Below are 12,659 nucleotides of genomic sequence, written 5' to 3'. Positions count from 1 at the left end.
TGTGCATTTCAAGCGAAGCGGATCGCCATGGTCCTTGAAAAGAACGAACGATCGTGCTATTTTCTGGTCATGGTAGTAGCCGCCACCACCGACAAGGGCAACGCGACGCGCGAGATGATCCTCGATCGCGCCTATGCCATCGCTTCGCGCAAAGGCCTCGAAGGCCTGTCGATCGGTGAACTCGCCACGGCGGCGAAGATGTCCAAGAGCGGCGTGTTCGCGCACTTCGGTTCACGCGAGGAGTTGCAACTCGCCGTGCTCGATTTCGGCGCGCAGCGCTTCGGCGAGCGCGTGTTCATGCCGGCACTGCGCAAGAAGCGCGGTCTGCCGCGGCTACGCGCGATCGCGCACGGCTGGTTCGACTGGGTACGCGAAAACCGCTACGGCTGCCCGCTGCTGGCTTCGGTCAACGAATACGACGCACGCCCCGGACCGCAGCGCGACCGCGTCGTCGCGTTCATGGATCAATGGCGCAGCGTGACCGCACGGGCGATCTCACTCGCCGTCGACATGCGCGAACTGCGTGCGGACACGGACACGCGCCAGTTCGCGTTCGAAATACTCGGCATCACGCTCGCCCTGCATCAGGACACGCGCCTGTTCGATCCGAAACAGGCGCGCGCGCAAGCCGATCGCGCGCTCGAGCGCCTGATTACCGCCTATTCCCGCTGAGATCCTTGGAGGTCAACCATGGCAACCGCAGCTTCGTCAAAAAATAGCACGATCGTTCGTAATATTCTGACTTTGGGCGCGTTGCGCGCCGGCTTTGCGATCGGCGGCGTGATCGCACCGCGGCGTACCGCTAGACGTGCGGCACGCCTGTTCGCCACGCCGTTCGCGAGCAGCCGCAGTCGCGCGCGCGCCGCGCAATTCGATGCGGAGATGCAACGCATGTCGTTGCGCAGCGGCGGCCGCACGATCGCGACCTACGTCTGGGGCGATCCGGCGACGCAGCCGTATGCGCTGCTCGTGCACGGCTGGTCGAGCTTCGGCCTGCGCTTCCAGCCCTGGGTTTCGCACTTGCGCGCGCTCGGCTACGCGGTCATCACGTTCGACCAACCCGGCCACGGCAACAGCAGTGGCGACCTGAGCACGCTGCCCGAATTCGCCGACACGGTGCAGGCCGTCGGCCGCCATTTCGGCAACGCGGCGCTCGCGGTCGCGCATTCGTTCGGCGGCGCGGCCGTGTGCATGGCGCTCGACGAAACCTGGCATGCCGATCGCCTCGTGCTGATCGCGCCGCCGGCCGACATGATCGCCGCGGCCGATCGCTTCTTCCGCTTCATGCACCTTGGTTCCGGCCTGCGCGAGCCGTTCTACGAATGGTGCGAGCAGCGCACCGGTGTACATCCGCGCGACATGCAGGCGTTCCGCCATCTCGCCGCGCTCGGCCAGCCCGCTTTGATCGTGCACGATCTCGGCGATCGCGAAGTGCCGTGGGAAGAAGGCGAGTGCTACGCGCGCCACTGGCCCGGCGCGCGCATGCTGACCACGAACGGACTCGGCCATAACCGTATCGTCGACGACGCCGAAGTGATCGAGGCGGCGCTGCGTTTCGCGCGCGGCGAAACGGTCGGCGAACGCGTGGTGTCGTCGCCGAATCTGCCGTACGGCGTCGTCTGACCGCATTGCTGAAGGTGTTGCCGGCGCACGGCGGAGCGGAACTCGCCGCGCGCCGCTCCGCGGGTGTAAGCTGGTCGCCACATCGCATCGCCTCGGGGGAGTCGCATGACGTTGTCACGCCGGGAATTCATCGCCGCAAACGGTGCCCTGCTGGGCGCTGCCGTTTTGCCTCGCAGCCTGCTCGCCGAAGTCGAGGCGCGTTCCGCGCCGATGCCGGCGCTCAAAGACTGGAACCAGATTCGCCGCCAGTTTCGCCTGACGCCGGAGTATCTGCATTTCTCCGGCTTCTACATCGCCTCGCATCCGCAGGTGGTGCGCGAGGCGATCGAAAGCTTCCGCAATGCGCTCGACGCGAATCCGTTTCTGACCGTCGAGCACGGCATGTTCGAATCCGAAGCGCAGAATCTGCAGGAAAAAGTGCGCGTCGACATCGCCGCCTACCTCGGCGGCAAGCCCGACGAGATTGCGCTGACGCCGAATACGACCACCGGTCTTGCTCTGGTCTACCACGGTCTGCCGTTGAAATCCGGCGACGAAGTGCTCGTGACTACCCACGATCACGTGGTGCACCATGAAGCGATTCGCTTGTCGACCGAGCGCAACGGCGCTTCGGTGCGCAAGATCACGCTGTTCGACGACGCGGCGAGAGCCAGCGCGGAGGCGATCGTTTCGCGCGTACGCGAGGGCATCGGCCCGAAAACGCGCGTGCTCGGTATCACCTGGGTGCATTCGGCGACCGGCATTCGCCTGCCCGTACGCCAGATTGCCGACGCGGTCGGCGAAATCAACAGCAAGCGCGATGAGAAGGAGCGCATGGTTTTGGTGGTAGACGGTGTGCATGGCATCGGCGCTGTCGATGCGACGATCGCCGATCTCGGTGCCGATTTTTTCTGCGCCGGCACGCACAAGTGGATGTTCGCGCCACGCGGTACCGGCATCGTCTGGGCGCGCGCGCAGAACTGGGCGCGGCTGCGTCCGCTGATCCCTTCGTTTTCGGACCTGGAGGTCTATGAAGCCTGGACCGAGCAGCGGCCGGTGCGCGGTCCGACCGTTGCCGCGCGCGTGTCGCCGGGAGGGTTCCTTGCCTACGAGCACCAATGGGCGATGGGCACGGCATTCCGCATGCATCAGCAGATCGGCCGCGCGCGCATCGCACAACGTGTCGCCGAGCTCAATGGCCGTTGCAAGGACGGGCTGTCGAGCATCAAGAAGGTGCGCTTGATCACGCCGCGCGATGCATCGCTGTCCGCCGGAATCAACTGCTTCGAGGTCGCCGGACAAAAGCCGGGCGAGACCGTCAAACGCCTGCTCGAGCGCAAGATCATTGCCAGCGAAAGTCCGTATGCCAAGAGTTATGCACGTCTCTCGGCCGGGCTCATGAACACTCCGGAACAAGTCGACCAAGCCGTCGCCGCGGTGCGTGCCATCGCCGGTTAGCCGCTATCTGCCGCTGCGGCTCGGCGTACAATTGGCGTCCCGTTTATCCAGCGTGACGCCATGAGCACTACTGCCCAGTCCATTCCCGCTCGCGTTGCCTCGACGGATGCGGCGCCGCTGCGCTTCGTCACCGCCGCGAGCCTGTTCGACGGCCACGATGCCGCGATCAACATCATGCGCCGCCTGATCCAGGCGCAGGGCGCGGAAGTCATCCACCTTGGCCACAACCGCAGCGTCGAAGACGTCGTGCGTGCGGCACTGCAGGAAGACGCCGACGCGATCGCGCTGTCGAGTTACCAAGGCGGCCACGTCGAATACTTCAAGTACATGGTCGACATGCTGCGCGAGAAGGGCGCCGCGCATATCCGCGTGTTCGGCGGCGGCGGCGGCACGATCACGCCCGAGGAAATCGCCGAGCTGCAGGCCTACGGCGTCGAGCGCATCTACCATCCGAACGACGGCATGCATTTGGGCCTCGTGCAGATGATCGAGGATGTCGTCGCGCGCGCGCGCAAGGCCGCGGACGCGCGCCTCGGCGCCGAGGAGCAGAAGCATGCGGCCGTGCAGGCCAAGGTTGCGATCGACGACGAGATCGCCGTCGGCCACGCGATGACCGCGATCGAGGAAGGCCGCCACGACGAAGCCGAACTCGCGCGCCTGCGCAAGGAATGGCAGCTCGCCGGCGGCAAGACGCCGGTCATCGGCATCACCGGCACCGGTGGCGCCGGCAAGTCGAGCGCGGTCGACGAACTCGTGCTGCGTTTCCTGCACGCGTTCCCCGAAATGCGCATCGCCGTGCTCGCGGTCGATCCGACGCGGCGCCGCTCGGGCGGCGCGTTGCTCGGCGATCGCATCCGCATGAACTCGCTGCGCTCCAAGCGCGTGTTCATGCGCTCGATGGCCACGCGCCGCCAGCACGCGGCGACGAGCGCCGTGCTCAAGGACAGCGTCGCGTTTCTGAAAGGGCAGGGCTACGACCTTGTCATCGTCGAGACCGCGGGCATCGGCCAGTCCGATTCGGAGATCGTCGATCTCGTCGATTTTCCGATCTACGTGATGACCAGCGACTACGGCGCTGCGAGCCAGCTCGAGAAGATCGACATGCTCGACTTCGCCGAACTCGTCGTGCTCAACAAATACGACAAGCGCGGCGCCGAAGACGCGCTGCGCGACGTGCGCAAGCAGTGGAAGCGCAACCGTACCGCGTTCACGCTCAAGGACGAACAGGTGCCGGTCTATCCGACCATCGCCAGCCAGTTCAACGACCCGGGCGTGACCTGGATGTTCGTCAACCTGTGCCGCCTGCTGCGCGAGAAGCTGCCGGGCATCGCCTCCAAGCACAGCGACTTCGATCCGCAACTCGACACGACGATCAAGGAACCGCGCGCCACCGTGCTGATTCCCGGCGCACGCGTGCGTTACCTCGCCGAAATCGCCGAAGGCGGCCGCGGCATCAATGCACAGATCGGCCGCCAGGCGGAAATCGTCGACCGCGCGCAGGCGCTGTGGATCGCGCTGCGCGAACTCGGCGACCAGCGCCTGCCGAAGGCGCTGGAGCTGTACGACGACTCGCTGCTGCGCGTCGCGTCAGCAGGATTCGACGACGACGGCCTCAGCTTTCCGCTGGCCAAGAACATGGCGACAGCGCATGCGCCGGAGCCGCTCTCACCGGCGCCGATTGCGCACGGCGAGAAGGGCACGCGCGCCGATGAGGTGCTGCTGCCGCTGCGCCAGCACTACAACGACGCGGTCAAGCAACTCAGCAACGACGCGCTCAACCTGCTGCGCGAATGGCCGGCGCGGCTGAAGTCGATCACCGACGAGCACTACACCTACCTCGTGCGCGGCAAGCCGGTCGACGGCAACAACTACATCGAGTCGCTCTCGCACCAGAAGGTGCCGAAGATCGCCGCGCCCACCTACAAGAGCTGGGGCGAACTCGTCACCTTCCTGATGAAGGAAAACCTGCCGGGCGCGTATCCGTACACGGGCGGCATCTATCCGTACCGGCGCACCGGCGAAGACCCGCTGCGCATGTTTGCGGGCGAGGGCACGCCCGAACGCACCAATCGCCGCTTCCACTATCTCTCGCAGGGGCAGAAGGCGACGCGCCTCTCCACCGCGTTCGACTCGGTCACGCTCTACGGCGAAGACCCGCATCCGCGCCCCGACATCTACGGCAAGATCGGCAACTCGGGCGTCAACATCCCCACGCTCGACGACATGAAGAAGCTGTACTCCGGCTTCGACCTGTCCGCGCCGAGCACGTCGGTGTCGATGACGATCAACGGCCCGGCGCCGATCATCCTCGCGATGTTCATGAACACCGCGATCGATCAGGCCGTGGAGAAATACCTCAAGGCCGACGAGCTGCGCTGGAAGGAAGCGCAGGCAAAAATCGACAAACTCTACGCAGGCAGGAAACGTCCGGTCTATTCGGGTGATCTGCCTGCCGGAAACAACGGCCTGGGTTTGGGTTTGCTAGGCGTCACCGGCGACCAACTCGTCGACGCCGAGACCTACGCGCGCCTCAAGGCGGAAACCGTGGCCGCCGTGCGCGGCACCGTGCAGGCCGACATCTTGAAAGAAGACCAGGCGCAGAACACCTGCATCTTCTCGACCGAATTCGCCCTGCGCATGATGGGCGACATCCAGCAGTACTTCGTCGACCACAAGGTGCGCAACTTCTACTCGGTGTCGATCTCGGGCTACCACATCGCCGAGGCCGGCGCGAACCCGATCTCGCAGCTCGCTTTCACGCTGTCGAACGGTTTCACCATCGTCGAGTATTACCTCGCGCGCGGTATGCGCATCGACGACTTCGCGCCGAACCTGTCGTTCTTCTTCTCCAACGGCATGGACCCGGAATACAGCGTCATCGGCCGCGTGGCGCGGCGCATCTGGGCGCGCGCCATGCGCGAGCGCTACGGCGCCAACGAGCGCAGCCAGATGATGAAGTACCACATCCAGACCTCCGGCCGCTCGCTGCACGCGCAGGAAATCCAGTTCAACGACATCCGCACCACGCTGCAAGCGCTGTACGCGCTGTTCGACAACTGCAACAGCCTGCACACCAACGCCTACGACGAAGCGATCACCACGCCGACCGAGGAATCCGTGCGCCGCGCCGTCGCCATCCAGCTCATCATCAACCGCGAGCTGGGCCTGAACTTCTGCGAGAACCCGTGGCAGGGCAGCTTCATCATCGACAAGCTCACCGACATCGTCGAAGAAGCCGTCTACAAGGAGTTCGAAGCGATCAGCGAACGCGGCGGCGTGCTCGGCGCGATGGACACCATGTATCAGCGCGGCAAGATCCAGGAAGAGTCGATGTACTACGAGCACAAGAAGCACGACGGCAGCCTGCCGCTGATCGGCGTGAACACCTTCCTGCCGAAGGAGCACGGCGGCGACATCACCACGACGATCGAGCTGATCCGCTCGACCGAAGAAGAGAAGGGGCAGCAGATTGCCAACGTCGAAGCTTATCGCGCGAACCGCAATGCGCTCGCGCCGGAAAGCTTGAAACGCCTACAGCAGGCCGCGCGGGATCGCGAGAATGTGTTTGCGCAGTTGATGGAGGCGGTGAAGTACAACTCAGAGGGGCAGATCAGTCATGCCCTGTACGATGTGGGTGGGGAGTATCGGCGGAATATGTAACGGAGCTAATCTACTCTCTGCTCGAGGTATCTATAATGCATTTGCAGCGGATCTCAATAAAAAATTATAAATCTTTGCGAGATATCGATCTTGCGCCGAGCTCGTTTTCGATTTTTGTTGGTCGGAATGGGTCGGGAAAATCAAACTTTGCAGATGCATTGGATTTTATTGCAATTGCCTATTCTCATGGGTTAGAGCACGCGGTAACGCGGAAAGGCGGCTATGAAAATATCGCACACATAAAGCAACGACGATCTAAGTCTGCAATTTCGATGAGAATCGAGCTATCTGCGGAATTCGATGAGTCAGATTTAATCTATGCCTCAGTTAATGTGCGACGTAATCGGCCGGAGAGAAAGTTTGTCGTTCTTTTTAGACACGAATTTAGCATAAAAACAGCTGGAGAAGGAATTCGCAGCGATTTCAAAATTGTCAACGAAAAGCTGGAGCTCATAAAGCAGCCGTTGCAGCAGGAGCTTTTGGAGTCGGCGAGCTATGAGTGGTTGAACATCGAGAGGGATGTGGAGGGGCGGGTAGCGTTAAGGGGTGATCTAAATTCAATCCTGGCTAGTTCGGTTTTTTACAACGCCCAAGCCTGGAGCAAAGAGCAATCAGCAGATTTCGTTTTATCGCAAACAGAATTGCTGTTCACATTTCCCCTCATACGGCCTAAAGTCATTCGAAGATTCACGGCGTGGTTAAATAGACTTTCTATTTTTCAAGTTTCACCGGATGCTTCACGTCACGCAGGTGTTCCAACACCCAATCCGACGCTTTCGACGCGAGGTGAGAATTTACCAGCTGTCGTGGATTGGCTTCAGTCGAAATGCCCGAAAGAATGGCGATCGATTCTCCGGGCAATGAAAGAGATAGTCCCTGAACTTAGTGATGTGACGGTCAGTTACCTTCATACCCGAACGCTGGGCTTATTTTTCAAAGAATCTGGGGTAGGGCGTCCTTGGAGTGCGGAGGAAGTGTCGGACGGAACCATCCGCGCACTTGCTATGCTTGTGGCGTGCTTCGATCCTCGAATATCAGCTTTGGTGTTAGAAGAGCCTGAGAATTCATTGCACCCTTGGATTATTCGCGAGGTTGTTAAGCAGCTCCGCAAGCTTTCTTTCGACAAGCTCGTAATTGTCACTACACATTCTCCGATAGTGGTGAATATCGCCAACCCAAACGAAGTTTGGGTTGTGTACAAAAAATCTGGAGAAACGGCGATTCTTCCATTGGTCAGTTTTGACCCCATGTTGGAGGCGGACTGGGAAGCTGGAAAGTTCCGCCTCTTTGACTACCTGGAGTCGGGTGTCGTTCCTGAGGCTGTTCCCACAGGCGCAGGTTGAGCATGAAGATCGGAATCATCGCCGACGGCCAGGCTGAGGTCGTCGCTTTAAGAGAGCTGTTAAGTAGGATTGATATTGCGGGTATACAGTTCTCTAGTATTCTGTACGCTGATATGCAGCCCTACGCACCACCCGGACAAATATTTCAAGCAGCGAAGAGTCGGTTGTCAATTTGTGAGCAGCGCGGTTGTGAAAGGCGAATAGTTTTACTTGATTACGAAGATCGAAACGGCTGCCCAGGCGTCTGGGCTAAAACTATTGAAGAGACGTTCTCAACGAACGGCTACTCAAACGTCACAGTTGTTGTAAAGAATCGTGCTTTTGAGAATTGGCTAGTGGCAGATCTTGGCTCTCTCAGAGAGAAGCATGGGAAGCGCTATAAGATTGCTGATCGACTGATCGAACGAGTTAAAGCGAGTGGGGCAGATAATGTTAATGCTAGGAATTTGCTCAATAACTGCGTGAAAGATGAGTACAGTAAGCGGAAAGATGCGATTGAAATATGCAAAGTTGTAAATCCCTCTGTTGTTGCAGCTAACTCGCGTTCCTTCAGACGACTATTGAAAGTTATTGAAATGAAGCCACAAAACCTGAAACCGGGGCCGGGGCGGAAAACCGGGGTCTAGTAGGCCTCTGGCCCTTCGAGGAAAGAGGGCAAGTTTACTTAACCGAGTTAGTCAACGAAAACACATGGAGAAACGGGGTCAGAATGCTTTGGATTTCGGCGGAAGGGCACAGAGGGATAACCTGTCTAGTCCAGCACATTCTCGATTCAGGTATTGATTTCGGCTCATCCGTATGTTAATATTGCGTTAACTTCTTCCTATGGGAAGGCGCGGGTGTAGTTGCTCGTTTCGGCGTATTTTTAGCCTGCGCGAAATTCGGACTGAACGACTTAGAGTCCTTTTTCGCTGCAGAAATCGCTAGTAAATACATGAAAGGAGACATCTTTATGAAGCAGTGCAATTACATTTTCAATGTCGCGGCAGAACGTGTAACTAGATTGAAGTCGAAAATTGGCAAGATCGTAATCAAACACGCCAGCGAGACAATGCGCCCAGCATGAAGAAAAGCCGACCAACTGGTCGGCTTTTTTTTGGGCCAGATTTTTCGAAAAAGTGATCAGGTTCATTTTCCCGCCAATTTGGAAACCGGGGTCAGAGTAGACTTTTCCGAAACCGGGGTCTGCCGGCGGCAAAACTGGGGTCGGAGTAATTCAAACCAAAAACGAGACCGGATCGAGGAAACCAGGGCAGAGTGGACTTTTTCGATCTGCGACGGTTTGCGCCGAAAAGCGGATAGTCCTCGGGCAGTCTGACTCCTTTCTTGGATGGTCTTTCGATCGAAAGCTTCGCTTCCCTGGCGCCAGATCAGACTCTCCCTTAACGATGACCAAAAAAGAGGCATGGGATTGAATCATCTGGTTGGATAGTCTAGTAGACGTTTCTTTTGGTGGAGCACCGTGGAAGAGAAGATTCAAGATACAAGAACTGGCGCGTCCGCTGTTATGGCGCCGACTTACGTGTACATTACAGGTAAGGATGGGCAAAACGCCGGCCTGTGGGGTCAGTTTTGGACAACCGCGATTACGTCGTTGCCTGGCGTGGTGATCGCCCTATTGGTAGTAGTGGTGACGGACTATTTTTCTAGGAAGCGCGAACGCGTTGCTGCCCAGAGAACTTTGGAGTTGGCTAGGCAAAGGAATTCGTTTGAACGGACCGAATCGATCCGAAAAGAGGTAACGCAAAGGAAACTAGATGCGCTCGAAAGAGCAGCCGCTTCAATACCTGCTGCGATGAATGAGCTTCGTATTTTGAGGGTGCAGGCAGATGAAGGGAAATTCCCTGGTCAAGTGCTAGGAGCGCTTTCGCAGGGCTGTGCTTCTCTGCAAATTCATTTTCAAAACGAATTTTCTGCATCCATTGAAAAGCTGGAAAAAGAATACGGCGATTGCATCAAGAGTATCGGAAAGATCGCGCTGGCAGCGTCGTGGCTCATTATGCGACGGGACGGAACTGCAACAGGCGAAGGGGTTGAAGGCGAGCGTCGGAACCAAGTGGATGCGCTTAACGCTTATAGCGCCGCGCTGCGAGCGTTAGATGCGTCCGCATACGGATTTTTGGAGAAGCTGAAGGTGGCCGCTATGCCTCTCGCCAAAGAGCCGGACAATTAACAGAACTACGCGTTCATTTGGCAAAATTTGACAGGGGCAATTTCAATGGAAGCACGAAACCGATCGCTGCCTGACTGGTTCACTCGCGTTAGATCGAGGCAGGTGGTGTTACCAAGATTCCAGCGATTCGAAGCTTGGGGATGGTCTCAGGTGGAGTCCTTGCTGAACAGCGTATTGAGAGGGCTTCCAGCTGGCGCTGTTCTAGTTCTTGAAGTCGGCAAGGATCAGCCTTTTGAGTGGCGTCCAGTCGCGTCGGCTCCAGAAGACGGAGAAAATATCAATGAGCATCTGCTTGATGGTCAGCAGCGACTAACTGCTTTGTGGCGTGCTTTACACGATAACTACCCTGATCGTTCATATTTTGTCAGTTTCGATGATAGTGATGTGGGAAATAGCATCGTAAGTTGGGGAAGATGGGAAAAGGAAGGAAAGCGCCATCCTTTGTGGCCCGACAGTGCTAACAAGGTTTGGGAAAAGCGGTTAATTCCGTTGCGATTGATGCGGCCAGATGCTGAACACCAAGCGCAGAATTGGATTTTGGAAGTCTGCGATCAGGATTTCCAAGCAGCCATGAAACTTCAAAGTGCAATCAACGCGCTGCGGTTGAAGTTTCAGACATACAACATTCCCTATCTCCACCTTCCAATTGATACTGATCCAGATACCGCGTTGGATGTATTTGTGCGGATGAATACGTCTGCGACTCCGCTCACGGTCTTCGATATAGCAGTCGCGCAGATTGAATCTGCCAGTAAGCTATCGCTGCACGACTTGGTATCCGAGTTGGAGGCGGAAGCACCTACCGTCAGGAACTACATAGCGCCTGAAAGACTAGTGCTTTCGGTGAGTGCCCTGTTGTCTGGCTGGACCCCAACAGAAAGCAGCTTTCGAAAGCGAGAATTCATTTCGGGATTCATTGAAAAATGGCCATCGGTGAAGCGAGGAATAGCGCGAGCGCTCCAATTTCTTGAGGATGAAAAAGTCTTCGACGGTACGCGTCTGCCGACTGAAGTTGTACTGTACCCGCTAGCGGCTCTATGGGCGAACGCGCCCAGTGGCCTCGATGAGGAAGGTGAAGCGAGGACGATTCTTCGAAAATATTTGTGGCGGGCTTTCTTTACCGAGCGTTATGAGCGCACGTCGGCTACCAGGGCATTGGTGGACTATCGGGAGATCAGCGAATTGCTTGCTGGTAAGGATGTGGAGCCCAGAATTTTTGATGATTCTGAATTTCGATTGCCAACCGCTGAACAGCTGGTTGAAGCTGGCTGGCCGAAGACGAAGGAGCGTTTAGCAAGGGCTGTTCTCGCGGTGTCATTGAGGACGGGAGGTATTGATTTTGCTGATGGCCACCCCGTTGATAGGCTGAGGCTAGCGAATCGCGAGTACCACCATCTTTATCCGGATGCATGGTTAAGCAATATTGGTGTGCAAAGTTCAAAAATCTACCGTGCGTTGAATTGTGCCTTGGTTACTTGGCGCACAAATCGGACGATGGCTGCAAAAGCTCCTTCAAAATATATTCAGGAGAGATCGGCAGCTAGCTCGCTTGGAGAGGCAGAAATCGTGCGCAGAATTGAGAGTCATCTAATTCCTTACAACTCGCTGGTCTCGGATGACTATGACAAGTTCCTCAAAGCCAGAGCAGAAGCTACATTAGGGGTTGTCTTAAAGCTTTGTGATGGACAGTCACTTATCGGATAGCTTCTTGTATCCTTTTGATTGCGAAAAAAAGGGCCGGCTTCATTCTCCGCGATCGTCGGCGAGGGGGACTCTCCGCTGTCGTATTCGCGGTCTTTAAGGCCAGTTCAAAACAGAGGTCAGAGTGCCCTTTCCAATCACGGCGGAACTCATGGGCGTAGATGGCCACCGGCTCCGTGTTTCTGCCGGCCCTTTCTCGGTGCGTTAAACTCGCAACATTCCCTGACCGCATGTTGGATCGATGATCAACAACGACGTCCTGCGCAGCATCCGTTACATGCTCGACCTGAGCGAGCCCAAAGTGGTCGAGATCGCGCGTCTGGCCGATTCGTCGTTCGTCGTCGAACGCGACGATGTGCGTGGTTTCCTGCGCAAGGAAGATGAGCCCGGTTACCTCGCCTGTAGCGACGCGGTGCTGGCGCATTTTCTCGACGGACTGATCGTCCACCTTCGCGGACGCGATGACAGCCTGCCGCCGCGACCGGTGGAAAAGCGCATCAGCAACAATGTGGTGCTGAAGAAGCTGCGGGTGGCGTTCGAGCTCAAGGACGTGGACATGCACCAGGTGTTCGTGGATGCGGGATTTCCTGTGTCCAAGCCGGAGCTGTCGGCGCTGTTTCGACAAGTCGGCCAAAAGAACTTCCGCCAATGCGGCGACCAGATGCTGCGCAATTTCCTCAAGGGACTGACGCTGCGCGTGCGTGGCGGGTAGATCCGGCCGA

At 57.9% G+C, this 12,659-nt stretch carries 10 protein-coding genes; 9 read left to right on the top strand and 1 reads right to left on the bottom strand.

Going from position 1 to position 12,659, the window contains the following annotated elements; translation table 11 throughout:
* Window positions 1-69: 69 nt before the first annotated feature.
* From F455_RS0112520 to F455_RS22515, 6 genes are all read left to right on the top strand, one after another.
* On the top strand, window positions 70-672 hold the full coding sequence (locus F455_RS0112520; RefSeq protein WP_033410024.1) for a TetR/AcrR family transcriptional regulator: 603 nt from the start codon (window positions 70-72) through the stop codon (window positions 670-672).
* An 18-nt stretch (window positions 673-690) separates the two neighbouring features.
* The gene (locus F455_RS0112515; protein ID WP_026293337.1) at window positions 691-1,623 is read left to right on the top strand and encodes an alpha/beta hydrolase; all 933 of its coding nucleotides are present in this window, start codon (window positions 691-693) and stop codon (window positions 1,621-1,623) included.
* A 105-nt stretch (window positions 1,624-1,728) separates the two neighbouring features.
* Window positions 1,729-3,060 carry an aminotransferase class V-fold PLP-dependent enzyme gene (locus F455_RS0112510; protein WP_018973638.1) on the top strand — a complete coding sequence of 444 codons (1,332 nt, stop codon included), beginning with the start codon at window positions 1,729-1,731 and terminating at the stop codon, window positions 3,058-3,060.
* A 60-nt stretch (window positions 3,061-3,120) separates the two neighbouring features.
* On the top strand, window positions 3,121-6,720 hold the full coding sequence (locus tag F455_RS0112505; RefSeq protein WP_018973637.1) for a methylmalonyl-CoA mutase family protein: 3,600 nt from the start codon (window positions 3,121-3,123) through the stop codon (window positions 6,718-6,720).
* Between the two features lie 35 nt (window positions 6,721-6,755).
* Entirely contained in the window at window positions 6,756-8,063 is a 1,308-nt protein-coding gene (locus tag F455_RS22520; RefSeq protein WP_083918940.1) for an AAA family ATPase, read from the top strand.
* 2 nt (window positions 8,064-8,065) lie between these two features.
* Entirely contained in the window at window positions 8,066-8,689 is a 624-nt protein-coding gene (locus tag F455_RS22515) for a DUF4276 family protein (protein ID WP_083918939.1), read from the top strand.
* Window positions 8,690-8,958: 269 nt separating this feature from the next.
* On the opposite strand, the gene F455_RS22960 is transcribed toward F455_RS22515, so the two are convergent.
* Entirely contained in the window at window positions 8,959-9,195 is a 237-nt protein-coding gene (locus tag F455_RS22960) for a hypothetical protein (RefSeq protein WP_157578761.1), read from the bottom strand.
* Between the two features lie 330 nt (window positions 9,196-9,525).
* Between F455_RS22960 and F455_RS0112495 the strand changes: the two genes are divergently transcribed.
* From F455_RS0112495 to F455_RS0112490, 3 genes are all read left to right on the top strand, one after another.
* On the top strand, window positions 9,526-10,236 hold the full coding sequence (locus F455_RS0112495) for a hypothetical protein (protein WP_157578759.1): 711 nt from the start codon (window positions 9,526-9,528) through the stop codon (window positions 10,234-10,236).
* A 45-nt stretch (window positions 10,237-10,281) separates the two neighbouring features.
* A complete protein-coding gene (locus F455_RS22510; RefSeq protein ID WP_083918938.1) occupies window positions 10,282-11,940 on the top strand; it encodes a DUF262 domain-containing protein in 1,659 nt (552 codons plus the stop codon).
* A 238-nt stretch (window positions 11,941-12,178) separates the two neighbouring features.
* On the top strand, window positions 12,179-12,649 hold the full coding sequence (locus F455_RS0112490) for a YehS family protein (protein WP_018973633.1): 471 nt from the start codon (window positions 12,179-12,181) through the stop codon (window positions 12,647-12,649).
* Window positions 12,650-12,659 lie beyond the last annotated feature (10 nt).

The sequence above is a fragment of the Rudaea cellulosilytica DSM 22992 genome, from assembly GCF_000378125.1.
In the GTDB taxonomy this organism is placed as follows: Bacteria; Pseudomonadota; Gammaproteobacteria; order Xanthomonadales; family Rhodanobacteraceae; genus Rudaea; species Rudaea cellulosilytica.
The sequence above is the reverse complement of the archived record's forward strand: the minus strand, read 5'-3'. Positions and strand labels throughout refer to the sequence as shown.

Coding starts and splice junctions, on each gene's coding strand:
- F455_RS0112520 (WP_033410024.1), top strand. CDS start 70: ATGGTAGTAGCCGCCACCACCGACAAGGGCAACGCGACGCGCGAGATG.
- F455_RS22515 (WP_083918939.1), top strand. CDS start 8,066: ATGAAGATCGGAATCATCGCCGACGGCCAGGCTGAGGTCGTCGCTTTA.
- F455_RS0112505 (WP_018973637.1), top strand. CDS start 3,121: ATGAGCACTACTGCCCAGTCCATTCCCGCTCGCGTTGCCTCGACGGAT.
- F455_RS22960 (WP_157578761.1), bottom strand. CDS start 9,195: ATGAACCTGATCACTTTTTCGAAAAATCTGGCCCAAAAAAAAGCCGAC.
- F455_RS0112490 (WP_018973633.1), top strand. CDS start 12,179: ATGATCAACAACGACGTCCTGCGCAGCATCCGTTACATGCTCGACCTG.
- F455_RS0112515 (WP_026293337.1), top strand. CDS start 691: ATGGCAACCGCAGCTTCGTCAAAAAATAGCACGATCGTTCGTAATATT.
- F455_RS22520 (WP_083918940.1), top strand. CDS start 6,756: ATGCATTTGCAGCGGATCTCAATAAAAAATTATAAATCTTTGCGAGAT.
- F455_RS0112510 (WP_018973638.1), top strand. CDS start 1,729: ATGACGTTGTCACGCCGGGAATTCATCGCCGCAAACGGTGCCCTGCTG.
- F455_RS22510 (WP_083918938.1), top strand. CDS start 10,282: ATGGAAGCACGAAACCGATCGCTGCCTGACTGGTTCACTCGCGTTAGA.